Genomic DNA, 23381 nt, shown 5'->3' on the forward strand with positions numbered 1-23381 from the left:
GGCTCATGTCTTTCCTCACTCTGAATAACATCCAGAAATCCTTCGGCCCGGTTCAGGTCGTCAAGAATTTCAACATGAACATCGAGAAGGGCGAATTCATCTCCTTCCTCGGCCCGTCAGGCTGCGGCAAGACCACCGTCCTGCGCATGATCGCCGGCTTCGAAACCCCGACCGGCGGCACGCTGACCATCAACGGCAAGGATCAGAGCGCGCTGAAGCCGAACCAGCGCAATATCGGCATGGTCTTCCAGGCCTATGCCCTGTTCCCCAACATGTCGGTGCATGACAATGTCGCCTTCGGGCTCAAGGTTGCCGGCGCGCCGAAGCCGGAGATCGACGCCCGTGTCAAGGAAATGCTCGGCCTGATCAAGCTCGATCATCTCGCCGACCGTTACCCCTATCAGCTGTCGGGCGGTCAGCAACAGCGCGTGGCGCTTGCCCGCGCGCTCGCCGTTAAACCGCAAGTGCTGCTGCTCGACGAACCCCTCTCCGCCCTCGATGCCAAAATTCGCGTGTCACTGCGCGAGGAAATCCGCCAGATCCAGCAGCAGCTCGGCATCACCACCGTCTTCGTCACCCACGACCAGGAAGAGGCGCTGTCGATTTCCGATCGCATCGTCGTCATGAATGCCGGCAAGGCCGACCAGATCGGCTCGCCTTTCGAGATCTACAACAAGCCGGCCACACGCTTCGTCGCCTCCTTCGTCGGCACGCTGAACCTGATCGAAGCCGAAGTCGTGGACCCCGACGCCAATGTCATCCGGATCGGCGATCAGAAGATCACCCTGAAGCAGTCGGTCGCAGCTCACAAGGCCGGCGAAATCATCTCGCTGGCGCTGCGCCCGGAAGCAGGCTCGCTCTCCGACACCGCCAGAAGCGATACGGCGCTGACCGGCCAGGTCGTCTCGGCTCACTTCCTCGGTTCGGTCATCCGCACCCGCATGAATGTCGGCGGCAACGTCATTTCCTTCGACATGTTCAACAGCCCCGGCGTCACTCCGCCCCAGGCCGGCGAAACCGTGACGCTCCGCTTCATGGCTGCCGATTTGCTGATCATCCGCGACTGAGTTCACCAATATAGCTCACGCAAGAGGCGCCGCGAAACGGCGCCTTTTCATTGTTAGGAATGATCGAGGAGAGGTCGTGACCGCCTGAAACACCCGGCGCGGTGTGCCTCTCTACGCCAGGGGCAAGTTTGGCTTGAGCGCCAACCCCACTCTCGGTCATCCCAGGCCTTGAGCTGCCTTGAGCCTGGGATCCATGCCCGTAGCTGCTGATGGATGCGGTTTGGATGCTCGGCTCAAGGCCGAGCATGCCGGAGTGTGGGGTTGGCTGGTGGAACAATCGCGCGCAGACCCTCATGTCAGGAATGCCATCTGCCAGTGAACCCACAATGCCGGCCTATCGCCAAACAATTGACAATGCCGCTCTCACCGAATCGCCCGGTCGTCCGCGTCAAAGCGATGCACACGCGCTTGATCCGGCGTCGCATAGACGATCTCATCGGGCTCATACTGGTGCTCGCCGAAAAGGCGCGCCGTCAGCAGGCCGCACTGCTCGGATTCCAGATAGATGATCGTGTCGGCGCCGAGATGCTCGACATGCACGACCTTCGCACGCCACGTCCCCTGCTCGCGCGACAGCGTCATGTGTTCGGGACGCACGCCGATCGTCTTGGCGCTATGATCGCCCACCTTTTCGCCGGGGACGAAATTCATCTGCGGCGAGCCGATGAAGCCGGCGACGAAGACGTTGGCCGGGCGGTTGTAAAGCTCCATCGGCGAGCCGATCTGCTCGATCGAGCCGGCATTCAGCACGACGATCTTGTCGGCAAGCGTCATCGCCTCGACCTGGTCGTGGGTGACGTAGATCATCGTCGCCTTCAGGCCGCGGTGCAGCCGGGCGATTTCGAGCCGGGTCTGGACGCGCAACGCTGCGTCAAGGTTGGACAGCGGCTCATCGAACAGGAAGAGTTCCGGCTCGCGCACGATGGCGCGGCCGATGGCGACGCGCTGCCGCTGGCCGCCGGAGAGCTCGGCTGGCCGCCGCCCCAAATAAGGCGCAAGCGAGAGCATGCCGGACGCCTTGCCGACCCGCTTGTCGATCTCGTCCTTGGCCGTTCCCGCCTGTTTGAGGCCGAGCCCCATATTGTCCTTGACCGTCAGGTGCGGATAAAGCGCATAGGACTGGAACACCATGGCGATGCCGCGCTTGGCCGGCGGCGTCAGCGTCTCGTCGCGGCCGTTGATGACGACGGCGCCCGAGGTCACGTCCTCGAGGCCGGCGATGCTGCGCAACAGCGTTGATTTTCCGCAGCCGGACGGCCCGACGAAGATGACGAATTCGCCATCCTTGACTTCGAGATTGATGCCTTTCAGCACCTCATGCGTGCCATAGGTCTTGCGGATGGATTTGAGTTGAAGCGATCCCACTGTGTTTCCCTTACAATCTGACCGGCTGGCCGGTACGCACGCTCTCGTCGGCGGCAAGGCAGATGCGCAGCGACGCCACCGCATCCGCCATATGGCGATCGAGGTTCAGATCCTCGCGGATCGCCCTCAGCATGAAGGCCTGTTCCAAGTCGCAGAGCGCCTGATGACCGGGCTCGCCTGTCATCCTCATATCCTGGTCGGGCCTGATGAATTTGCCGTCCGGGCCGGTTTCAGCCGTGTGCAGACGGATCACCGAGGTCTTGGTGTGCGTGTCTATATCGTCGGACTTGGCATTCGGATCCATGACGATCGACACTGCGCCCTTCGGCGACATTACATCCTTCACGAAAAAGGCTGTCTCCGAGATCATCGGTCCCCAGCCGGCCTCATACCAGCCGACCGAACCGTCCTCGAAAAGCACCTGTAGGTGGCCGTAATTATACATGTCGGCGGCGATTTCATCGGAGAGACGCAGCCCCATGCCGCGCACCTCGACGGCTCTCGCATCGGTGATCTGGCACATGACGTCGACATAATGCACGCCGCAATCGACGATCGGCGGGGTCGTGCGCATCAGCGACTTGTGCGTCGCCCAGGTCGGACCGCTGGACTGCTGGTTGAGGTTCATGCGGAAGACGTAAGGCGGGCCGAGCTTGCGCGCTTCCGCTATCAGCTTCATCCAGGACGGATGATGGCGAAGGATATAGCCGATCACCAGCTTGCGCCCCGCCTTCTCCGCTGCCGCAACGACCCGCTCGGCATCGGCGACGGTGGTCGCCAGCGGCTTTTCCACGAAGACATGACAACCGGCCTCGAAGGCGGCGACGGCATAATCGGCATGGCTGTCGGAATAGGTGTTGATCGAGCAGAGATCCGGCTTCAGCTCCGCAAGCGCCGTCGCGAAGTCGGGATGAACAGTATAGCCCTGCAGCGCGGGCTCCAGCTCCGGTGTCGAGCGATTGACGAGACCGACGATTTCGAAGCCGGGATTGTTGTGATAGGCGAGCGCGTGGCTGCGGCCCATGTTGCCGAGGCCCGCAACGACGACGCGGATCGGTTTCTCCTGGTTCATTTGACGGCTCCCGACGTGATGCCGCGGATCAGCTGCCGCGAGAAGATGACGTAAAGGATCAGGATCGGTAGGATGGCTAGCGACAGGGCCGCCAGCACCGCATTCCAGTTGGTGACGAACTGGCCGATGAAGATCTGCGAACCGAGCGTCACCGTCTTGGTGCTTTCGGCAGGCGCCAGGATCAGCGGAAACCAGAGGTCGTTCCAGATCGGAATCATGGTGAAGACGGCGACTGTCGCCATGGCCGGGCGCACCAGCGGCAGCACCAGGCGGAAGAAGATCGCATATTCGGAAAGCCCGTCGATGCGCCCGGCATTCTTCAGATCGTCCGAAACCGTGCGCATGAATTCCGACAGTATGAAGATCGCCAGCGGTATGCCCTGCGCGGTATAGACGAGGACGAGCGCCGTCAGCGTATTGACGAGACCGGCCGCCACCATGCCCTGCAAGATCGCCACCGTGCCGAGGCGGATCGGGATCATGATGCCGATCGCCATGTAGAGCCCGAGCAGCAGATTGCCGCGGAAGCGGTATTCAGACAGAGCGAAGGCGGCCATGGCGCCGAACAGCAGCACCAGCAGGATCGAAACAACAGTCACAACGAAGCTGTTCTGGAAATAGGTGGCGAAATCGCCCTGCCCCAGCACCGTCTGGTAGCCGACGAGGCTGAAGGTCGACGGCGTCGGGACCATCAGCGGTTCGCGGAAGATCGAGTTGCGATCCTTGAACGAGTTGACGATGGTCAGGAACACCGGAAACAGAGCGACCAGCGTATAGGCGCTGAGCGCCAAGTGCACGAGGCCGGTGCGGATCGGAGATGTGCGTGCCTTGGACATGCGCGCTCCTCAGAACTGGTAGCGACGCATGCGCCGCTGGATGACGAAGAGATAAAGCGAGACGCCGGCGAGAATGATGAGGAACATCACGGTCGCGATCGTCGCACCCATCGAGCGGTCACCGAGCTGCAGCTGGAAACCGAAGAAGGTGCGGTAAAGCAGTGTGCCGAGAATGTCGGTCGACATGTCGGGTCCGGCAAGCGCGCCCTGCACCGTGTAGATCAGGTCAAAGGCGTTGAAATTGCCGACGAAGGTCAGGATCGAGATGATGCCGATCGCCGGCAGGATGAGCGGCAGCTTGATCTTCCAGAACTGGGCCCAGCCGGTGACGCCGTCACATTCGGCGGCCTCGATCACCTCTTCGGGAATGCTGAGCAGCGCTGCATAGATCAGCATCATCGGAATGCCGATATATTGCCAATTGGAGATCAGCGACACGGCGATCAGCGCCGAACCCGGCTTGCCGAGCCACGGCGCGAACAGGAATTTCAAGCCGATGAGGTCGAGCATCCAGGGCGCCACACCCCAGATCGGCGACAGGATCAGCTTCCAGATGAAGCCGACGATGACGAAGGAGAGCAGCGTCGGCAGGAATATCGCCGTGCGGTAGAAGGCGACGCCTCGCAGCTTCGGTACCGAAAGCAGGGCTGCGAGCGCAATGCCGATTGGGTTCTGCACGCACATGTGGATGGCGAAGAAGATCACGTTGTTGACGAGGGCGTTCCAGAAATCATGCGCCCATCGCGGATCGCCGAACAGCACCTTGAAATTCGCAAGCCCGACGAAGGCCGGCTGCCCGTCGACAGTGTTATAGAGCGAGAGCCTCAGCGTTTCGATGAGCGGCAGCACCATGACAGCGGAGTAGACGATCACCGCAGGCAGCATGAAGACGAAGATGTGCCAGCGCACCGGGCGCTTGATCGGGACGATATCGGCCGCGTTGTCGGTTTCGCTCATGGCTTTTGCCTGTTCTTGTCGCCTCGCCGCAATCTTGCTGGCGCAGATGGAAAATGTCGCGCCTCACCCGAACTCTCTGCGGTTGGCAAGAGAGGGAACGCCCCGCTGGGGATGCGATAACGGGCTGGGAGGTCGCTGCGAGTCTCCTTCTCCCCGCAAGCGGGGAGAAGGTGGCCGGCAGGCCGGATGAGGGGCCGCAAACGCCACCCCTGATCGCATTCACTTGGCCGGCTTGTACCAGCTATCGAGGCCCTTCTGCAGCTTCTCGGCGGCGGCCTGCGGCGTATCCGTGCCGTTGATCACATTGGCCGATTCGACCCAGGTCTCGTTCTCGAGGTTCGGCGTGCCGCGCGACAGGATCTGGTAGGTCGAGCGGACGGTCGACTTGTAGGGGCCGCGCCAGGAAACGAACTCCTGAGCGAGCGGATCGGACATCTTCACCGGGCTGGAGTTCAGGCTGAAGAAGCCCGGCAGCGCGTTCGCATAGATATCGGCGAATTCGGGCGAAGCGACCCAGCTGAGGAACTTCTTGGCTTCCTCAGGATGCGTGCTCTTCGCGTTCAGGGCGACGCCGATATCAGGATGATCGGAAATATAGCCCTGGTCGCCTGCCTTCGGAACCGGCGGCGGGAAAGCGCCCATCTTGAACTGCGCCTGCGTGTTGAAGAGCGCGATCTCCCACGAACCGGCCGGGTAGATGGCGGCGCGGCCCAGCGTGAAGAGGTTCTGGCTGTCCGAATAGGTCTGGGCTTCGAAACCATCGCCGAGATAGGGCTTCCACTTGGCAAGCTCTTCAAAGGGCTTGACCCATTCGGGATCGGTCAGTTTCTGCTTGCCTGCGATCAGGGCTAGGCGGCCCTCTTCACCCTTCCAGTAGTTCGGGCCGATGTTCTGGTAGCCCATGGTCGCGGCTTCCCAGAGATCCTTCGTGCCCATGGCGAGCGGAATATAGGTGCCATCGGCCTTGATCTTGTCGAGGGCTGCGTAGAACTCGTCCTGCGTCTTCGGCACGGAGATGCCGAGCTTGTCGAAGGCATCCTTGTTGTAGATGAAGCCGTGGATGACCGAAGCCATCGGCACGCAGAAGGTGGACTTGCCGTCGTCGGTCGTCCAGGCAGCCTTGGCGACCGGCGAGAAGTTCTCCATACCCGGCAGGCTGGTGATGTCGACGAGCTGCTTCTTGTTGAAGAGTTCGAGCGAGGCGTCGAACGGACGGCAGGTAATAATATCGCCTGCGGAGCCGGCATCGAGCTTGGCGTTCAGCGAAGCGTTGTATTCGGTCGGGGCTGTCGGCGAGAAGACGATCTTGATGCCCGGGTTTTTCGCTTCAAACGCCGGAATGATCTTCTCCTGCCAGATCTGCAGGTCGTCGTTACGCCAGCTTTCGACGGTCAGCGTGACATCGGCGGCATGGACGAGACCTGCCGAGGTCAGAAGGCTTGAGGCAAGCAGCAGGCTTTTCAGAGCAGTGTTTTTCATTTCCCTCTCCTGTTTTTAGCGCCAAGGCGCCGTTTTCGATCTGAAACAAGCAATTGGCGCGCCTGAGGAAACGCCCAATGCCCCTTGGAGGGCCGCCAGCAACTGCCGGCCCCGAAAGCTCGATAGGCCGAAGGCGATCGCCTGCGGTCCGGCTGCGCACCCTGCAGATAATCTGCACCGCGCGATGACTGAGGGGAAAGCTATGGATCCTAAATTATCCGCCAGCCTACCAAGCCGGCGGATCATTCTTCGATCATCTTCGAAGCGGGTCCGGCTTGGCTTTGCTGCCGGGTTTCGTGGGCTTCGAAATGCTGTTCCCTTTTTCGGAATTAAGGCCAAAAAAATACCAATTGTCCAGATGAAATTTAACTTTTCGGCCTTCAAAAATTCATTAAAAATTTTTGATGAACAAAATCAACGCGATAAAAAGATAAATTTTCGCCGCTGCCCCCACTTGGTAAATGGTATTTTTTTGGTATTGTAAGAAAATCCAAGGGGAACGGCGTATCGGAGGCCCGATGACGGAGCTTGCAATCGGCATAGACGGCGGCGGGACGAGCTGCCGGGCAGCGGTCGCGGATAGAAACGGCAACGTCCTTGGCCGCGGCAAGGCAGGCCCTGCCAATATCCTGTCCGACCTGGAAAACTCCCTGCTCAACATCGTCGAATCCGCCCGGCAGGCGCTCAGCGACGCTGGTCTCAACGCTGAAGCCCTATCCTCCGTTGTATCGGTCGTCGGCGTCGCGGGCGCCAACGTCTTGGACTACGGCAAACGAATCGAAAGAGCCCTGCCCTTTGCCCAAGGCTGTGTCGTCACCGATGCCTTGATCTCCCTACAGGGCGCGCTCGGCGATGCCGACGGCATCGTCGGCGCCTTCGGCACCGGTTCGGTCTATAATGCGCGAAGGGATGGCCGGCTGAAGGGCATCGGCGGCTGGGGCTTCGTTGTCGGCGACCAGGCAAGCGGCGCCCGCCTCGGCCGTGACCTCATGGAACGGTCGCTACTCGCCCGTGACGGGGTGCGCCCAGCATCGCCGATCACCGAAGCGGTCATGATCGAATACGGCAACGACCCGGAGCAGATCGTCAATTTCGCCCATACGGCCCGGCCAACGGATTTTGCCCGTTACGCGCCCATGGTCTTCAAGCATGCGTCAGAAGGCGACGTCGTCGCGGTCGGTATCGTCAGGGACGCCGCAACGGCGATCGGCGAAAGCCTCGACGCGCTGCTCTGGCCGGAATGCCCGTCGATCTGCCTGCTCGGCGGTCTTGCGGAAGCTTACGAGCCCTGGCTTTCCGAACGCTACAAGCCGCTGCTCGCCAGGCCGGAGAACGATGCCCTGCAGGGCGCGGTGGAACTCGCGGTCAAGCTCCTCAACGATCAGCAGAGAGGTGCGGCATGACCGACGATCTCGCCACCCTCCTGTCTTTGCAGCGCCTGCAGGCGGCGGGTACCGGACCCCTCTATGTCAAGCTGCGCCGCACGCTCGAAGAAGCCGTGCGCACCGGCACGCTCGGCCAGGGCGATGCGCTGCCGCCGGAACGCGACATCGCCGAATTTGCCGCCGTCAGCCGCGTCACCGTCCGCAAGGCGATCGACGAGCTCGTCGCCGATGGCCTGCTGGTGCGCCGCCACGGCTCGGGCACCTTCGTCGCCAAACCAGTCTCCAAGGTCGAGCAGCGCCTGTCGCAGCTCACCTCTTTCACCGAGGACATGGCGCGCCGCGGCATGTCCTCCCGCTCCGAATGGCTGCACAAGGGCGTGCATACCCCCTCGCCCGACGAAATGATGATCCTTGGCCTACCCGCCGGCATGAAGGTGTCGCGACTCTCGCGCCTGCGCATCGCCGACGACCAGCCATTGGCAATCGAAAACGCCAGCGTCTCCGGCGAATTCCTGCCGAACCCCTCCGCCGTCACCAATTCGCTCTATGCCGAACTGGAGCGCCTCAACGTCCGACCGGTACGCGCCGTACAGCGCATTTCGGCGACTAACATGAAGGAGGCCGACGCTCAGCTTCTCGGCGTTCCTGTCGGTGCGGCCGGCCTGTCGATCGAGCGTATCTCCTACCTCGGCTCCGGCCGCGCTGTGGAATTCACCCGCTCGCTCTATCGCGGCGATGCCTATGATTTCGTGGCCGAGCTGACGATCGGCGTGAGCTGACGGCTTGAGGCTATCCAAGTTATACGGATAATTCGGGGAAGGCTGGAAACCTATCAAGCAGAAGCAAACTCAACCGATCCCTTTCGAGACAGCGGGCGCCCTCGTCGATCGGCTCAAAGAAATCCGGCCCGTCTCCAAAGACTTGTCCTTTGAGCAGTCCAATTTTGAAGGAGGATCGTACAACCGGAACAAGCTTCACCACGGGCTTGCGCCCTTTGGTGATCACCACCTCCTCACCGGAAAGAGCGGCATCGATCAATTTCGACAGACTGGCCTTTGCGGCTCGGATGGTTACTTGCACTGCGGCCTCATTCCCTCACCTACCTAAGGATGCATTCCATCGTCACTTCCGCTATCGAATTCGAACCGCCTGACCACGGGAAATTATCGCGCCACATCAAAAGCATGAAGCCGGAAAGTGAATCATTTTTCGGCTTCATCATCTGTTGATTCATCGCATTAAGAACGGCAACGAGCGGACCTCTACGCCGCGTCGTCGATCTCCTCGTCCGCCTTGCGCGGCACGTAGTTCAGCACCGGCCCAAGCCAACGCTCGACCTCGGAAATCTCCATGCCCTTGCGCTTGGCATAGTCCTCCACCTGGTCGCGCTCCACCTTGGCGACGCCGAAATAATATGAGTCGGGATGGCCGATATAGATGCCGGAGACCGATGAGCCGGGCCACATCGCATAGCTCTCCGTCAGCTTCACGCCGGCGGCTTTTTCTGCATCGAGCAGCTTGAAGAGCGTTGCCTTTTCCGTGTGGTCGGGCTGAGCGGGATAGCCGGGCGCCGGGCGGATGCCGGTATAGGCTTCACCGATGAGATCCTCGTTACTGAGCTGCTCATCCCTCGCATAGCCCCAATATTCGCGGCGCACCTGCTCATGCATGCGCTCGGCGAAAGCTTCGGCGAAGCGGTCGGCCAACGCCTTGACGAGGATCGAGGAATAGTCGTCGTTCGACCGCTCGAAGCGTTCGGCGATAGCGATTTCCTCGATTCCGGCCGTCACCACGAAGCCGCCGACATAATCCGGCACGCCGCTGGTGACAGGCGCCACGAAGTCCGAAAGCGCCACGTTCGCCCGCCCGTCCCGCTTCGAAAGCTGCTGGCGAAGCGTGTAAAAAGTGGCAAGCTCCTTGCTGCGGCTTTCGTCGGTGAAGAGGCGGATATCGTCGCCGAAGGCGCCGGCCGGCCAGAAGCCGATGACGGCGCGCGGCCGGAACCACTTTTCGTCGATGATCTTTCTCAGCATCGCCTGGGCATCGACCCAGAGCGCCCGCGCCGCCTCGCCCTGCTTCTCGTCTTCGAGAATGGCGGGGAAACGGCCGCGCAATTCCCAAGTCTGGAAGAACGGCGTCCAGTCGATATATCTCGCGAGTTCGGCCAGATCGTAATCCTCGAACACCCTCGTGCCGAAGAATTGCGGCTTCGTCGGCTTGTAGGCCGACCAGTCGACCTTATGCGCATTCTCGCGGGCTCGTGCCAAAGGCAGGCGCACCTTCTCCGCCTCGCTGCGGGCATGCGCGGCCGCCACCTTGGCATATTCGGCTCTGACATCGTCGACATAACCCTGCCGCGTCTCCGGCGAGAGCAGCGCCGAAACGACGCCGACGGCGCGGCTCGCATCGGTGACGTAGACGGCCTGCCCCTTGTTGTAACCGGGGTGGATCTTCACGGCCGTATGCACACGGCTGGTGGTGGCGCCGCCGATCAGCAGCGGAATTTCGAAGCCCTGCCGCTCCATCTCGGTCGCGACATGCACCATTTCGTCGAGCGACGGCGTGATCAGGCCGGAAAGACCGATGACATCGACCTTTTCGGCGATCGCCGTTTCGAGGATCTTCGTTGCCGGCACCATGACGCCGAGATCGACGATCTCATAGTTGTTGCAGGCGAGCACGACGCCGACGATGTTTTTGCCGATATCGTGCACGTCGCCCTTGACGGTCGCCATCAGGATCTTGCCGGCCGACTGTCGGTCGTCGCCGCCGTTGAGGCGCTTTTCCTCTTCCATGTAGGGAAGCAGGACGGCGACGGCCTGCTTCATGACCCGCGCCGACTTGACCACCTGCGGCAGGAACATCTTGCCCGAGCCGAACAGGTCGCCGACGACATTCATACCGGCCATCAGCGGCCCTTCGATGACGTGCAGCGGACGGGCCGCCTGCCGGCGCGCTTCTTCGGTATCGGCCTCGATATATTCGGTGATGCCGTTGACAAGCGCATGTTCAAGACGCTTCTCCACGCTCCATTCGCGCCAGGAGAGATCCTGGACACGACCCTCCTTTGCCCCGGCGCCACGGAAACGCTCGGCCACTTCGAGCAGCCGCTCGGTGCTGTCGGGACGGCGGTTCAGCACCACGTCCTCGCAGGCGTCGCGCAGCTCGGGATCGATGTTGTCATAGACCGCGAGCTGGCCGGCATTGACGATGCCCATGTCCATGCCCGCCTGGATGGCGTGGTAGAGGAACACGGCATGCATCGCCTCGCGCACCGGCTCGTTGCCACGGAAGGAGAAGGACAGGTTGGAGACGCCGCCCGAGATATGCACGAGCGGCATGCGCTCACGGATCGTCCGCGTCGCCTCGATGAAGTCGACGCCGTAATTGTTGTGCTCTTCGATGCCGGTCGCGACCGCGAAGATGTTCGGGTCGAAGATAATGTCCTCGGGCGGGAACCCGATCTTCTCGGTCAGCAGCTTATAGGCGCGCTCGCAGATTTCCACCTTGCGCTCATAACTGTCGGCTTGTCCCGCTTCGTCGAAGGCCATGACGACGACGGCGGCGCCGTAATTGCGCAAAAGCCGCGCCTGTGCGAGGAAATTTTCCTCGCCTTCCTTCAGCGAGATCGAGTTGACGATCGGCTTGCCCTGCACCCGCTTCAGGCCGGATTCGATGATCGAGAATTTCGACGAGTCGATCATGACAGGCACGCGGGCGATGTCGGGCTCGGCGGCGATCAGGTTGAGGAACTCGACCATCGCCTTCTCGGAATCGATCAGGCCTTCGTCCATGTTGATGTCGATCACCTGCGCGCCGTTTTCCACCTGGTCGCGGGCGACATCTAGGGCTGCCGTGTAATCGGCATTGGTGATCAGCTTGCGGAACTTCGCCGAGCCGGTGACGTTGGTGCGCTCGCCGACATTGACGAACGGAATGTCCTTGGTCAGCTCGAAGGGCTCGAGGCCCGACAACGACATGAAAGGACGATGCTCCGGGATCGGCCGCGGCTTGTATTTGGCGACAGTCTCGGCGATCGCCCGGATATGCTCCGGCGTCGAGCCGCAGCAGCCGCCGACAATATTGACCAGGCCTTCACGCGCGAAACTGTCGATCTGCGCCGCCATCAACTCCGGCGTTTCGTCATACTGGCCGAACTCGTTCGGCAGGCCGGCATTCGGATAGGCGCAGATGAAAGTATCGGCAACGCCCGAAAGCTCCTGCAGATGCGGACGCATCGCGTTCGCCCCGAGGGCGCAGTTCAACCCGATCGTAAAAGGATTGGCGTGGCGCACCGAGTTCCAGAAGGCTGACGGCGTCTGGCCGGAGAGCGTGCGGCCGGAAAGGTCGGTAATCGTGCCGGAGATCATCACCGGCAGGCGCACGCCCTTGGCCTCGAAGCGTTCCTCGCAGGCGAAGATCGCCGCCTTGGCGTTCAGTGTGTCGAAGATCGTCTCGATCAGGATGATGTCGGCGCCGCCGTCGATCAGCCCGTCGATCTGCTCGCCATAGGCGTCGCGCAGATCGTCGAAGGTGACGGCACGGAAACCGGGATTGTTGACATCGGGCGAGATCGATGCGGTGCGGTTGGTCGGACCGATGGCGCCGGCGACGAAGCGGCGGCGGCCGTCCTCGCGCTCGGCGCGGATTGCTGCCCGGCGCACGATTTCGGCACCTTCCTTGTTGAGGTCGTAGACGGCACCTTCCATCTGGTAATCGGCCTGGGCGATGCGGGTCGAGGAGAAGGTGTTGGTCTCCAGAATATCGGCGCCGGCCTTGGCATATTTGTAATGGATCTCTTCGATCGCATCCGGCTGGGTCAGGATCAGAAGATCGTTATTGCCCTTCTGATGGCAGGCGCAGCCGATGAAGCGGGTGCCGCGGAACTGGTCTTCGTCGTAACCGAGGCCCTGGATCTGCGTGCCCATGGCGCCGTCGAGAACAAGGATGCGCTCGCTCGCGGCTTTCTTCAAAGCGGCGAAAACTTCACTGCCGTCACGCTTGCCCGTTTCCGGACCAAAGAGAGTATCAAACACGGGAGGGCTCCTTGACGTCGTAAGACCAGACTTCCAGATCACATAAAGATATCTTTATGTCAATATATGGCTATCGATTTCATGCTTTGCAAAGCTTCGCCGATGACAGGCTCGCCCGAGCTCTATATAGGCCTTTGCTAGGCTTGTGCACGAAATCGGAGGAGTATCATGGCACCCGCAACCGGCAACGCCGCGCTTGGAAACTGGACAAGCCGCGCATATCACCGCAGCTGGCTGCTGGCGCAGGCAAATGGCCTCTTCGATTTCTTTCAGCACGATTCGATCAATCCCAAGGGTGGCTTCTACGATCTCGACAGCACCGGTAGGCCGCTCGATGCCGAGGGCCAGGTGCGCGGCATCCATATTGCGGCGCGCGCGGTCCATTGTTTCTCGATCGGCGCCCTGCTCGGCCGTCCCGGCGCCGGCGACGTCGTCGACCATGGCATGGACTATCTCTGGAACCACCATCGCGACCGCAAGAACGGCGGCTATTTCTGGTCGCTCGACAATAACGGTCCGGTCGATTCCAACAAGCAGGGCTACGGCCACGCTTTCGTCCTGCTCGCCGCCTCCTCTGCAAAGACAATCGGGCATCCGCTGGCCGACGGCATGCTGGCCGATATCACCGAGATCCTGAACAAGAAGTTCTGGGAACCGCGCCACGGCGCGATCGCCGAGGAATTCACCGCCGAGTGGCAGCCGCTCGACGGCGGCGCCTATCGCGGCCAGAATTCCAACATGCACCTGACCGAGGCGCTGATGGCGGCCTTTGAAGCCACCGGCGACAGGGATTACCTCGCCAAGGCCGAAAGCATCGCCGATCTCGTCATCCGCCGTGCGGCCGGTTCGGTCGACTGGCGCGTCGCCGAACATTTCGACGCCGAATGGAACCTCGACAAGGATTACTATCATCCAAACGAAATGTTCCGCCCGGCCGGCACGACGCCAGGCCACTGGTTAGAATGGGCGCGCCTCATCCTGCAGCTCTGGGCCCTCGGCGGCAAACGCATCGAATGGATGCCGGATGCGGCGAAAGCCCTTTTCGAACAATCCATGGCCCTCGGCTGGGACAATGACAAGGGCGGCTTCTTCTACACGCTCGACTGGGACGACAAACCGGCCAAGCGCAACAAGCTCTGGTGGCCGGCCTGCGAGGGTGCGGCTGCCGCGCATTTCCTCAATGAGCACCTGCCGAGCGACTATCACGAGGAATGCTACCGCAAGATCTGGAACGTGATCGAACGCGCCTTCATCGACCACAGGAGCGGAGGCTGGCACGAGGAACTGACGGAGGATCTCGTTCCCTCGCACGCGCTCTTCCCCGGCAAGGGCGACATTTATCACGCCCTGCAGGCTTGCCTCATCCCGCTTTTCCCGGCAACGGGCAGCCTGACGAAGGGCATCGCCGAGGCCGGCGGCAGGCTCTGACGGCTGTTTCAGCGGCCGGCGCCGACCGTCCGGCGCTCGGATTGTTCCGGCAGATGCGGCGGCGTCACAGCGGAGAGAGCCGCAACGTATCGAGATCCTTCGCCAGCATCAGCGCCAGAGCCTCGACCACAAGATTGTGGTCGTCGCGCTGCGGCAGACCGGAGACTGTGACGGCGCCGATGCAACCCGTGCCTTTGACGTTGATCGGAAAACTGCCGCCATGCGGCGCATAATCCGCGCCATCAAGCCCGTTGTCCTCGACCGTCTTGCCATCCTTGCTGAGCTTCAGGCCGGAGGCATAGCTGCTGCGGAAATAACGCAGCACCATGTTGCGCTTGCGCCTGACCCAATTGACGTTGTCCGGCGTCACGCCCGGGAGCGCGGCATAGAAGACCGGCATCGAATGCAGCGTCACGTCGATTGCGATGCCGAGGCCGCGCTCGCTGGCGAGCTCCTGCAGAAGCTTGCCGAGCTGCCAGGCAGTGGTGAGATCGAAGGCATCGAAGCTCAGCGCCTTTTCCTGCTCGGCGATCCGACTGAGATCGTTGTCGATTGTCATGATAGGCGCTCCTCTCCTGCAATGATCCGCTGCAGACCATTCTCATCAGAAGAGAAAAAGTAAAGCAAAACTTGGTCTTCAGAGCTTCGGCGTCAGCATCTCAAAACGATCGCGGATGGTGGCGCAGGTATCGCCGCCCAATCGAGCAATGGCATCGACCGCGGCCGGATCGACATGCAGCCGTTCCGGATCGACGACGCCGTCGCGGTAATGCGCATAGACGATCTCACCGAGGATAATCTGCCGTGAGCGGCCGAGCTCCAGCGTCACATGCCGCCGGCATTCGAAGGCGGCCGGCGCCTCGGCGATAAAGGGCGACGCCACCTTCGCGCCAGGTATCGCCGTTAACCCCGCCTGCTTCAACTCGTCGACACCACGCGGATATTTCGCGCCGCAGACATGCATGGCCTCGGCGATGGCGAAGGAGACGATGTTGACCGTGAAGACCTCGGTCAGGCGAATATTGTGGCCGGTGTCCTTGAACGACATGTCGGCATTGTTCTCGACGCCGATCGCCAGGATCGGCGGATCGGCCGACAGGCAGTTGAAGAAGCTGAAGGGCGCGGCGTTGATCCGGCCATGTTCGTCGACCGTCGTCACCAGCGCGATCGGCCGCGGGATGATCGTGCCGATCATCAGCTTGTAACGCTCGCGCTCGCTGAGCTCTTTGAAATCGAAGGAGACCGCCATGGTTCAGCCGATTTTCGGGGCCGGCGAGAAACCGCTCATCGCGCCCATAAAGGGTTTCGGCAGCGGCAAGGCGTAGGAGCCGCGCTTGCTGGTGGAAAGCCCGAGCGACACCAGCGCCTCGGCTTGCTTGACGGCGGCCGCGACACCGTCGACGACGGGCACGCCGTAAATCGCCTGCAATTCCCTGGCCAGATCGGTCATGCCGGCGCAGCCGAGCACGATCGCTTCGGCCCCGTCTTCGACAAGCGCCCGCTCAATCTCGGCCCTCAGCTTGCCGATCGCGCCCGAGGCCGCGTTTTCCAACTCCAGCACCGGAATATCAGAGGCGCGCACCTTCGCCCGGTCGCCCATGCCGTAGCGGCGTACCAGATTGTCGATCAGCACCCGCGACCGCTCCAGCGTCGTCACCACGGTGAAACGCTGCGCCAGGAAGCCCGCCGTGACCACGGCGGATTCGCACAGACCGAGAACCGGTACATCGGCAAAACTTCGCGCCGCTTCGAGCCCGGTATCGTCGAAGCAGGCAATCACCGCCGCGTCGTAACCCGCCGCCTGCCGCTCCTTAAGTTCCAAGAGCAGGCCAGGAATCGCGAGCGCCCCGTCATAATGCCCCTCGATGGAGACCGGCCCCATGCTGGATGTCGCGGCGACGATCTCCGTGCCGGACGCCGCCACCGCACGCGCGGCGGCCGCAGCCTTCTCGGTCATGGAGGCCGTGGTATTCGGATTGACGATGAGGATGCGCATATCAGTCTATCTTTGCCTGCCGCCGCCCCAGCATGGTCATGATGCCGAGCGCGATGAGAATGATGGTGAAAGAAAACAGCGTCGTCACCGTGCCGAGAGCGTAGAGCACCGGCGTCGTGACGTTGGTGGTCATGCCGTAGATTTCGAGCGGCAGCGTATTGTAGCTGCCCGATGTCATCAATGTGCGCGCGAATTCGTCATAAGACAGCGTGAAGCCGAACAGCCCGACGCCGATCAGGCTCGGTGCGATCATCGGCAGCACGACGTGGCGGAAGGTTTGCCAGGAGGTGGCGCCGAGATCGCGGGCCGCCTCCTCGTAAGCGGGCGAGAAACGGTTGAAGACGGCAAACATGATCAATACGCCGAAGGGCAGCGTCCAGGTCAGATGTGCGCCGAAGGCCGAGGAATACCATGCGGGCTTGAGACCGCCCTCCTGAAAAACCACGCCGATGCCGAGCGAAATGATGATCGACGGCACGACCAGGCTGGCGACCGTGGCGTAGAACAGCACAGTCGAACCGCGGAAACGGCGGCGGAAGGCAAGGCCGGCCAGCAGCGACACGACGACGGTCACCACCATCACCATCAGCCCGAGGGTGAAGGAGCGACGGAACGAGGCACCGAAATCGCCGACCGCCTGCTTTTCGAACAGGTTGAAGAACCAGTGCGTGGAAACGCCGTTCATCGGGAAGGTCAGGCCACCATCCGGTCCCTGGAAGGAGAGGATCAGGATCGCCGAGAGCGGACCGTAGAGGAACAGCACGAAGACGACGAAGAAGATCGCCAGCAGATAGAATTCGAGGCCGCGTTTTTCGTGATTCATCTCAAAGCTCCTTGCGGATATCAACGACCCGCAGGATGGCGGCGACCATCAGCAGCACGACCGCAAGCAGCACCACCGCATTGGCGGCGGCGGCCGGATATTGCAGCAGCGACATCTGGTTCTTCATCATCAGCGCTACCGAGGCGCTCTGGCCGCCGGACATCACCTGTACCGTCGAAAAATCCGCCATCACGAGCGTGACGACGAAGATCGTGCCGATCGCCATGCCGGGTTTGGCAAGCGGAATGACGACGTTCCACAGCACCTGCCAGCCCGATGCGCCGGCATCGCGCGCCGCCTCGAACAGCGACCGGTCGATGCGCATCAGCGTGTTGAAGATCGGCGTCACCATGAACAAGGTATAGAGATGCACCATGGCAAGCACGACGGCGAAATCGGAATAGAGCAGCCATTCGATCGGCTGAGGAATGATGCCCATCTTGATCAGCGCCGAATTGACCAGGCCATTGCGTCCGAGCACCGGGATCCAGGAGATCATGCGAATGATGTTCGAGGTCATGAACGGCACGGTGCAGACGAGGAAGAGGATCATCTGCATCGAAGTCTTGCGGATGTGGAATGCCAGGAAATAGGCGACCCAGAACCCGATGACGAGCGTCAGCGCCCAGACGATGGCGGTGAATTTCAGCGTGTTGAGATAGGTCTTCCACGTCACCCATGAGCCGAGCGTGTCAGTGTAGTTCATGGTGAGGAAATCAGGATAGAGGCCGGCGAAGTCATAATCCCAGAAGCTGACGACAGCGATCATGGCGATCGGCAGCAGGAAGAAGAAGCCGAGGATGGCGATCAGCGGCGTCGCCTGGAGATAGGAGATGGCTGAGGGGGAGAGGCGGAAAGAACGTCTGCCGCCTGCGCCGCGGCTGCCTTCCTCCGTTTCCACTGCAATGGTCGCCATATCCGGTTCTCCGTTCTGATTACATCAAGCGGAACAAAGGTGGGTGCGGCCCCCCTCATGCGCCTGCCGGCACCTGTGCCTGGGTCGAGCCACCGGTCTCGACCCGTTCTTCGGACCCCCGCTGGGGAGAAGAGAATCGTGGCAGCGTCTCCGCTACCACAACTCCACCTGTCGTCATGCGGCCCGCCCGCAAAACTCCCGCTTCTCCCCAGCGGGGAGACGATGCCCGAAGGGCTGTTGAGGGGGCGGAGCGAACTGACGTCTTGAGCGTCGGCGAAAGACAGCAGCTCCCCGCCCTCCAGGAGGGATCAAGCTGCGATGAACTCGTTCCAGCGGCGGACCATGTAGCGGTCCTCGTCCATGACCGAGTTCCAGCAGGCGACTGCACCCATGCGGGCTTCGAAGGAACCGCCGTCGCGCACCGCACCGGCCTTTTCCATGACCTTGCCTTCGGGAGAGAGGATATCGCCCTGCGCCGGCTTGCCCTCGATCCAGTAACCCCATTCGTCTGCCGTCATGAAGTTCTTGGCCGTCTCCATGCAGGCGGAGTAGTAGCCCTGGCGGTTGAGATAACCGCCGACCCAGCCCGACGTATACCAGTTGATGTATTCGTACGCCGCATCGAGCTGTGCGCCCTTCAGATGCGAGGCAAGGCCGAGGCCGCCGCCCCAGGCGCGATAACCTTCCTTGAGCGGCTGGTATTTGCAGGCGATGCCCTTGGAGCGGACGGCGGCGACGGCCGGCGACCACATCGACTGGATGACGACCTCGCCCGAAGCCATCAGGTTGACCGACTCGTCGAAGCTCTTCCAGAAGGCACGGAACTGGCCGTCGCTCTTGGCCTTGATGAGGAAGTCGATCGTCTTGTCGATCTCTTCCTTGGTCATGTTGCCCTTGTCGGCATATTTGATGTTGCCCAAGGCCTCCATGATCATTGCCGCATCCATGATGCCGATCGACGGGATGTTGAGGATCGAGGTCTTGCCCTTGAACTTCGGATCCATGATGTCGGCCCAGCTCGTAATGTCGCGGCCGACGAGATCGGGACGAATGCCGAGCGTATCGGCATTGTAGATGGTGGGAACCATCGTCATCCACTGCGTCGGCTCCTTGGCGAACTTCTTGGCGCCCTGCGCCTCAACGAAACCGACGGTGTGCGGTGCGGTGCCCTGGGCGATGACGCTGTCCGGCTTCATCTTGCCGTTGATGAAGAGCGGCACGATCTTGTCGTAATATTTGAGCTTCTTGACGTCCATCGGCTGGAGCACGCCCGTTGGAAATACCTTCTTGGCGATCCAGTATTCGATGTCGGCGATGTCGTAGCTGTCGGGCTGGGTGACGGCACGCTGGGCGGCAGCGTCGGAATCGGTCGCGGTCATCTCCAGCGTGATGCCGAGATCGGCTTTGCACTTCTCGGCGATGGCGTTGATGTTCGAAACGCCAGTGCCGAACTGGCGAAGCGTGATGTTCGTCTTCGCCCAGATCGTGGGAAAGCCGGTGATGGCTCCGGAGCCGGCGATGGCGCCGACGGCGGCAGCACCCGTCTTCAAGAGCGTGCGGCGGGAAAGACCCTTTTCCGCCTTAGTCGATGTCGTTTCAGTCGTCATGTCAGTTCCCCTTTTCTTGATGTGGAAGTTGATGTTTTTGATTGTTCATGCAGAGGCGCGGCCGAGAAGCACCGCATCCTCACGCTCCCAGCTGAGCGAGACCGCGTCGCCTACGGCGACCGGACGGGCGAAATAGTCGCTATCGTCAGCAATGACGGTGAAGTCGTCGCTGCCGGCGCCGAAAACGGTGATCTTCACCGAGGAGCCGCGATATTCGACGTTGGAGACTATCCCGTTGAAGCCGAGCGTCCACTCTGTCGCCACCTGCAGACGCACGCGATCGGTGCGGATGCCGATATCGACAGGTTCGCCGACTTCCCTGCCCTCGCCCCGCACGGAAAAGCTCTGCCCCTCCGGCACGGTCATGACGAGCATGCCGTCCGCGCTCGACGTCACGCGGCCGGACAAGACGTTGTGATCACCCATGAACCGCGCGACGAAGGCGGTTGCCGGCTTCTCGAAAACCTCGCGGGGTGCCGCCGCCTGCTCGATCCGGCCGTCATTCATGATGACGATGACGTCAGCGAGCGCCATCGCCTCTTCCTGGCTGTGGGTGACATGGACGAAGGTGATGCCGAGCGACTTCTGCAGCTTCTTGAGCTCTGCGCGCATACGGATCTTCAGGAAGGGATCGAGCGCCGACAGTGGCTCGTCGAGCAGCAGCGCCTCCGGATCGGTAATCAAGGCGCGGGCCAGCGCCACACGCTGCTGCTGGCCGCCCGAAAGCTGAGCCGGACGCCTGTTGGCATAGGGCTCCATCTGCATCAGCTTCAGCATCTCAAGCGCCTTGGCCCGCCGCTCCGCCTTGTCGACGCCCTTCATCTTCAGGCTGAAGGCGACATTGTCGACCAGGTCGAGATGCGGGAAGAGCGCATAGGACTGGAACATCATAGCCGTGCCGCGCCTTGCAGGCGGAAGATCGGTGACGACCGTTTTGCCGAGCCTGATGTCGCCGGAAGAAATGCTCTCATGGCCGGCGATCATGCGCAGCGTCGAGGTCTTGCCGCAGCCCGACGGGCCGAGGAAGCAGCAATAGGAACCGGCCGGAATCTTCAGGCTGATCCCGTGCACGGCCGTCGTCGCTCCGTAGACCTTCGAAACGGATACTATATCGATCTCTGCCGCTTTCGACATCATGCCTTCCCCTGTTCGGGAAAGATGATGCATCTGCCGTGCCAATCGCTTCCAACGCCAACTAAGCCCTTAGCGGGAAAGGATTTTAACACTCAAAGCCGTGCAGGCCCATTTTATAAGCACCGCATCGCCTGCACAGGATTTAGGCTATCGTCTGCAATTTACTCAAAAAATCGTATACAATTTAGCCGCCATTTCGATGACAAATTCCGTTTAACTTTTGCCGCGAAGCCGGGTATGGTTTGCCCGCCATCAGGGAATAGTTTTCATGAAATCCGCCGCCAAGGCCATGCAGGCCGAAGAAGTCGCCGAAACCGGCGCGCATCAGATCCGCGATGCCATTCGCGAGGCAATCGTCGAGCGCAGGCTTTCCCCCGGCACCAAGCTTTCCGAAAGCGACGTCGGCAATCTCTTCAACGTCAGCCGCACACTTGCCCGCGCGGCGCTGCAGGCGCTTTCCTATGAGGGCCTCGTCAGCGTCGAGAAGAACCGCGGCGCCTTCGTCGCCTATCCCTCCCCTGATGAGGCCCGCCAGATCTTTTCTGCCCGGCGCCTCGTCGAGCCCGGCATATTGCGGGAGGCGGCGGCGCGGATCACCCCTGATGACATCGGGAATCTGCGAGAGCTTTTGCAGGAAGAAGGCCGCCTGATGAGCGAGCGCGGCCAGACGGCCCGGCGCGCCGAGATCAAGGCATCCGGCGATTTCCACCTGATGCTGGCGGAAATTTCGGGCAACGCCATCATGCAGCGCTTCATGGAGGAGCTCGTCGCCCGCTCATCCCTCGTCATCGCGCTCTACGGCCAGTCGACCGCTTCCAGCTGCGGCCATTCCGAACATGGCGATATCATCTCGGCGATCGAAGGCAAGGAACTCGACCGCGCCTGCCAGCTGATGCTGCATCATATCGCCCATATCGAGTCCGATCTCGACCTGCGCGAACGCAAGAGCCTCGGCCTCAAGGAAGCCTTCGAACTCTGAGCGGTTGGGCGCACGTCGCCAGCAGCTATCACGACGCCTTCTTCGGCAGCTTGTCCAGCGCGGCGAAAATCTCTTCCGCCGTCCGCGGCTCGCTTGAACGTAGCTTCACCGCGCCGTCACGCCCGATCAGGATCAGCCCGAACTCACTGTAAGATGGCCCTTGCAGCCGCTCGCGAATATCGTCCGCATCAAGTTCCCAGCCATCGTCGAACAGCGAGAAAGCGCCGCCGCCGGCGATGATGAACACTTCGACGTCTTCCTCGATGAGGCGCATCTGCGCGTTCCGCAACCATTCGTCCTGGGTTGCCGCGCGGTCGTCCTGCGCATCGGCGAAGATGATCAGCACCCGTTTGCTGTCTCGAAACTGCTCGAGCGATTGCGGAAGTTCCGGCTCACGTCGCGGCGTGCCGATGATTTCATGAACGATGGATCTCAGCATGGTGCTATTCCTCGCCCGTCATCTACGGGCTGTGACTGCGCCATTCCAGCGCCGGCGCATTCAAGACGCGCGAGAACGCTGTAAAGCGCTGAATAACTGAATAATTCCCAAATCCGGTACGAACTGGGATCATTCAGTAAACGGCTGGAAATGGGGGAGGTTCCGACGAAGCGGAAAAGGATCGCAGCTCAACATCCGTTAGCCGCGATCCCTTTCCCGTCAGTCGCGGCTCTGGTCCTCGGCCGCATGCGCCGAGACGGCGACAAGGTCCGCTGTGCCGTTGGCAAGCAGGCGTTTGCGCACCAGCACGCGCATGACGCGTGCGGCCGTCGAGAAGGTCATCTGGTCAAGCGGACCTTCGCCCTCCCAGGGCTTGGTCAGCCGCTCGGTGACGGCACCGACGATATTCATCGGCACGATGTCGGTGCATTCGCGCATGGCTTCGAAAACGAAGCTGATCGGGATGACCCTTCCTTCATGGGTCACGATCGGTTCGGTCAATTCGCTGTCCCATTCCTCGAAGGCGTAAAGTGCTTCGCGAAATAGCTGCTGGAGGGTAAACGGCGCGTGGCCGTTATGAAGTGGCGGCAGGGCATTCATCATGTCTGTCTCCTCTTGATGGATTAAGCCAAATCCTCCTGGCTCGGTCAGCATGAACGCGGGGAACACAGCGTTTTTTGCCCCTGCGGACCGAATAACACGATTGATTCTATAGAGTAATCTTTCGTGAATAAAGCCCATTTCTCGGCCGAGGCGGCACCCGTTTTCCTAAACGCATGAAATTCCTGCATGTTTTAGGCGAAAATTTCTCAATGAGTCGGATTAGTGAAAATCCATGCCTGCCGCGTGTGATTGTGCGGGA

At 61.3% G+C, this 23381-nt stretch carries 22 protein-coding genes; 6 read left to right on the forward strand and 16 right to left on the reverse strand.

Annotated features, from left to right (window positions below; translation table 11 throughout):
- Window positions 1–5: 5 nt before the first annotated feature.
- Window positions 6–1067: an ABC transporter ATP-binding protein gene (locus AC13QO_RS20615; protein WP_085778822.1), complete on the forward strand. Its 1062-nt coding sequence runs from the start codon at window positions 6–8 to the stop codon at window positions 1065–1067.
- A gap of 363 nt (window positions 1068–1430) precedes the next feature.
- Here AC13QO_RS20615 and AC13QO_RS20620 read toward each other — a convergent pair whose 3' ends face one another.
- The 5 genes from AC13QO_RS20620 to AC13QO_RS20640 all read right to left on the reverse strand — a co-directional run bounded on the left by AC13QO_RS20620 (window position 1431) and on the right by AC13QO_RS20640 (window position 6776).
- The gene (locus tag AC13QO_RS20620) at window positions 1431–2432 is read right to left on the reverse strand and encodes an ABC transporter ATP-binding protein (RefSeq protein WP_488541658.1); all 1002 of its coding nucleotides are present in this window, start codon (window positions 2430–2432) and stop codon (window positions 1431–1433) included.
- Between the two features lie 10 nt (window positions 2433–2442).
- Window positions 2443–3504, reverse strand: coding sequence for a Gfo/Idh/MocA family protein (locus tag AC13QO_RS20625; protein WP_285191520.1), 1062 nt, complete (start codon window positions 3502–3504; stop codon window positions 2443–2445).
- Window positions 3501–4340, reverse strand: a complete 840-nt coding sequence (locus AC13QO_RS20630) for a carbohydrate ABC transporter permease (RefSeq protein ID WP_488541659.1) — start codon at window positions 4338–4340, stop codon at window positions 3501–3503. The genes AC13QO_RS20625 and AC13QO_RS20630 overlap by 4 nt, the downstream gene beginning before the upstream one ends.
- 9 nt (window positions 4341–4349) lie before the next feature.
- The gene (locus tag AC13QO_RS20635) at window positions 4350–5297 is read right to left on the reverse strand and encodes a carbohydrate ABC transporter permease (protein ID WP_085778826.1); all 948 of its coding nucleotides are present in this window, start codon (window positions 5295–5297) and stop codon (window positions 4350–4352) included.
- A 219-nt stretch (window positions 5298–5516) separates the two neighbouring features.
- Window positions 5517–6776: an ABC transporter substrate-binding protein gene (locus AC13QO_RS20640; protein ID WP_488541660.1), complete on the reverse strand. Its 1260-nt coding sequence runs from the start codon at window positions 6774–6776 to the stop codon at window positions 5517–5519.
- A gap of 202 nt (window positions 6777–6978) precedes the next feature.
- Here AC13QO_RS20640 and AC13QO_RS20645 point away from each other — a divergent pair, with 202 nt between their 5' ends.
- Genes AC13QO_RS20645 through AC13QO_RS20655 form a run of 3 tightly spaced genes read left to right on the forward strand, consistent with a single transcriptional unit; the run spans window position 6979 to window position 8940 of the window.
- A complete protein-coding gene (locus AC13QO_RS20645; RefSeq protein WP_488541661.1) occupies window positions 6979–7260 on the forward strand; it encodes a hypothetical protein in 282 nt (93 codons plus the stop codon).
- Window positions 7261–7294: 34 nt separating this feature from the next.
- Window positions 7295–8179 (forward strand): glucosamine kinase nucleotide-binding domain-containing protein, encoded by an 885-nt coding sequence (locus tag AC13QO_RS20650; RefSeq protein WP_488541662.1) that lies wholly within the window; start codon window positions 7295–7297, stop codon window positions 8177–8179.
- Window positions 8176–8940 carry a GntR family transcriptional regulator gene (locus AC13QO_RS20655; protein ID WP_488541663.1) on the forward strand — a complete coding sequence of 255 codons (765 nt, stop codon included), beginning with the start codon at window positions 8176–8178 and terminating at the stop codon, window positions 8938–8940. Before AC13QO_RS20650 ends, AC13QO_RS20655 begins: the two co-directional genes overlap by 4 nt.
- 19 nt (window positions 8941–8959) lie before the next feature.
- Here the strand turns inward: AC13QO_RS20655 and AC13QO_RS20660 are convergent, their stop codons facing one another.
- Both AC13QO_RS20660 and metH read right to left on the reverse strand, forming a co-directional pair.
- Complete coding sequence (locus AC13QO_RS20660; protein WP_488541664.1) at window positions 8960–9241, reverse strand: type II toxin-antitoxin system Phd/YefM family antitoxin; 282 nt, start codon at window positions 9239–9241, stop codon at window positions 8960–8962.
- A gap of 182 nt (window positions 9242–9423) precedes the next feature.
- Window positions 9424–13197 (reverse strand): methionine synthase, encoded by a 3774-nt coding sequence (gene metH, locus AC13QO_RS20665; protein WP_488541665.1) that lies wholly within the window; start codon window positions 13195–13197, stop codon window positions 9424–9426.
- 168 nt (window positions 13198–13365) lie between these two features.
- On the opposite strand from metH, the gene AC13QO_RS20670 reads away from it, so the two are divergent.
- The gene (locus AC13QO_RS20670) at window positions 13366–14625 is read left to right on the forward strand and encodes an AGE family epimerase/isomerase (protein ID WP_488541666.1); all 1260 of its coding nucleotides are present in this window, start codon (window positions 13366–13368) and stop codon (window positions 14623–14625) included.
- A gap of 64 nt (window positions 14626–14689) precedes the next feature.
- Here the strand turns inward: AC13QO_RS20670 and AC13QO_RS20675 are convergent, their stop codons facing one another.
- From AC13QO_RS20675 to AC13QO_RS20705, 7 genes are all read right to left on the reverse strand, one after another.
- On the reverse strand, window positions 14690–15184 hold the full coding sequence (locus AC13QO_RS20675; RefSeq protein ID WP_011426147.1) for a heme-degrading domain-containing protein: 495 nt from the start codon (window positions 15182–15184) through the stop codon (window positions 14690–14692).
- 78 nt (window positions 15185–15262) lie between these two features.
- Window positions 15263–15874 (reverse strand): flavin reductase family protein, encoded by a 612-nt coding sequence (locus AC13QO_RS20680; RefSeq protein WP_097597916.1) that lies wholly within the window; start codon window positions 15872–15874, stop codon window positions 15263–15265.
- 3 nt (window positions 15875–15877) lie between these two features.
- Window positions 15878–16621 (reverse strand): aspartate/glutamate racemase family protein, encoded by a 744-nt coding sequence (locus AC13QO_RS20685; protein ID WP_488541667.1) that lies wholly within the window; start codon window positions 16619–16621, stop codon window positions 15878–15880.
- 1 nt (window position 16622) lies between these two features.
- The gene (locus AC13QO_RS20690; protein ID WP_430958287.1) at window positions 16623–17444 is read right to left on the reverse strand and encodes an ABC transporter permease; all 822 of its coding nucleotides are present in this window, start codon (window positions 17442–17444) and stop codon (window positions 16623–16625) included.
- 1 nt (window position 17445) lies between these two features.
- Window positions 17446–18360 carry an ABC transporter permease gene (locus tag AC13QO_RS20695; protein ID WP_430958286.1) on the reverse strand — a complete coding sequence of 305 codons (915 nt, stop codon included), beginning with the start codon at window positions 18358–18360 and terminating at the stop codon, window positions 17446–17448.
- Between the two features lie 308 nt (window positions 18361–18668).
- Window positions 18669–19967, reverse strand: a complete 1299-nt coding sequence (locus AC13QO_RS20700) for an ABC transporter substrate-binding protein (protein ID WP_085778836.1) — start codon at window positions 19965–19967, stop codon at window positions 18669–18671.
- A gap of 45 nt (window positions 19968–20012) precedes the next feature.
- Complete coding sequence (locus tag AC13QO_RS20705) at window positions 20013–21101, reverse strand: ABC transporter ATP-binding protein (RefSeq protein ID WP_085778837.1); 1089 nt, start codon at window positions 21099–21101, stop codon at window positions 20013–20015.
- Between the two features lie 268 nt (window positions 21102–21369).
- Between AC13QO_RS20705 and AC13QO_RS20710 the strand changes: the two genes are divergently transcribed.
- Window positions 21370–22080 (forward strand): GntR family transcriptional regulator, encoded by a 711-nt coding sequence (locus AC13QO_RS20710; protein WP_085778838.1) that lies wholly within the window; start codon window positions 21370–21372, stop codon window positions 22078–22080.
- Window positions 22081–22108: 28 nt separating this feature from the next.
- Here AC13QO_RS20710 and AC13QO_RS20715 read toward each other — a convergent pair whose 3' ends face one another.
- Together AC13QO_RS20715 and AC13QO_RS20720 are read right to left on the reverse strand one after the other, a co-directional pair.
- Entirely contained in the window at window positions 22109–22519 is a 411-nt protein-coding gene (locus AC13QO_RS20715) for a DUF4174 domain-containing protein (protein WP_085778839.1), read from the reverse strand.
- A gap of 219 nt (window positions 22520–22738) precedes the next feature.
- Entirely contained in the window at window positions 22739–23122 is a 384-nt protein-coding gene (locus tag AC13QO_RS20720; protein WP_038690240.1) for a BRA0787 family protein, read from the reverse strand.
- Between the last annotated feature and the right edge of the window lie 259 nt (window positions 23123–23381).

It is taken from the genome of Rhizobium sp. CNPSo 3670, assembly GCF_057784555.1.

Bases quoted from the DNA above. Each gene is read 5' to 3' on its own strand.
- AC13QO_RS20640 (WP_488541660.1), bottom strand. From the start codon at position 6,776: ATGAAAAACACTGCTCTGAAAAGCCTGCTGCTTGCCTCAAGCCTTCTG.
- AC13QO_RS20700 (WP_085778836.1), bottom strand. From the start codon at position 19,967: ATGACGACTGAAACGACATCGACTAAGGCGGAAAAGGGTCTTTCCCGC.
- AC13QO_RS20720 (WP_038690240.1), bottom strand. From the start codon at position 23,122: ATGATGAATGCCCTGCCGCCACTTCATAACGGCCACGCGCCGTTTACC.
- AC13QO_RS20675 (WP_011426147.1), bottom strand. From the start codon at position 15,184: ATGACAATCGACAACGATCTCAGTCGGATCGCCGAGCAGGAAAAGGCG.
- AC13QO_RS20645 (WP_488541661.1), top strand. From the start codon at position 6,979: ATGGATCCTAAATTATCCGCCAGCCTACCAAGCCGGCGGATCATTCTT.
- AC13QO_RS20615 (WP_085778822.1), top strand. From the start codon at position 6: ATGTCTTTCCTCACTCTGAATAACATCCAGAAATCCTTCGGCCCGGTT.
- AC13QO_RS20635 (WP_085778826.1), bottom strand. From the start codon at position 5,297: ATGAGCGAAACCGACAACGCGGCCGATATCGTCCCGATCAAGCGCCCG.
- AC13QO_RS20650 (WP_488541662.1), top strand. From the start codon at position 7,295: ATGACGGAGCTTGCAATCGGCATAGACGGCGGCGGGACGAGCTGCCGG.
- AC13QO_RS20695 (WP_430958286.1), bottom strand. From the start codon at position 18,360: ATGGCGACCATTGCAGTGGAAACGGAGGAAGGCAGCCGCGGCGCAGGC.
- AC13QO_RS20705 (WP_085778837.1), bottom strand. From the start codon at position 21,101: ATGTCGAAAGCGGCAGAGATCGATATAGTATCCGTTTCGAAGGTCTAC.
- AC13QO_RS20625 (WP_285191520.1), bottom strand. From the start codon at position 3,504: ATGAACCAGGAGAAACCGATCCGCGTCGTCGTTGCGGGCCTCGGCAAC.
- AC13QO_RS20680 (WP_097597916.1), bottom strand. From the start codon at position 15,874: ATGGCGGTCTCCTTCGATTTCAAAGAGCTCAGCGAGCGCGAGCGTTAC.
- AC13QO_RS20690 (WP_430958287.1), bottom strand. From the start codon at position 17,444: ATGAATCACGAAAAACGCGGCCTCGAATTCTATCTGCTGGCGATCTTC.
- AC13QO_RS20715 (WP_085778839.1), bottom strand. From the start codon at position 22,519: ATGCTGAGATCCATCGTTCATGAAATCATCGGCACGCCGCGACGTGAG.
- AC13QO_RS20685 (WP_488541667.1), bottom strand. From the start codon at position 16,621: ATGCGCATCCTCATCGTCAATCCGAATACCACGGCCTCCATGACCGAG.
- AC13QO_RS20655 (WP_488541663.1), top strand. From the start codon at position 8,176: ATGACCGACGATCTCGCCACCCTCCTGTCTTTGCAGCGCCTGCAGGCG.
- AC13QO_RS20670 (WP_488541666.1), top strand. From the start codon at position 13,366: ATGGCACCCGCAACCGGCAACGCCGCGCTTGGAAACTGGACAAGCCGC.
- AC13QO_RS20710 (WP_085778838.1), top strand. From the start codon at position 21,370: ATGAAATCCGCCGCCAAGGCCATGCAGGCCGAAGAAGTCGCCGAAACC.
- AC13QO_RS20630 (WP_488541659.1), bottom strand. From the start codon at position 4,340: ATGTCCAAGGCACGCACATCTCCGATCCGCACCGGCCTCGTGCACTTG.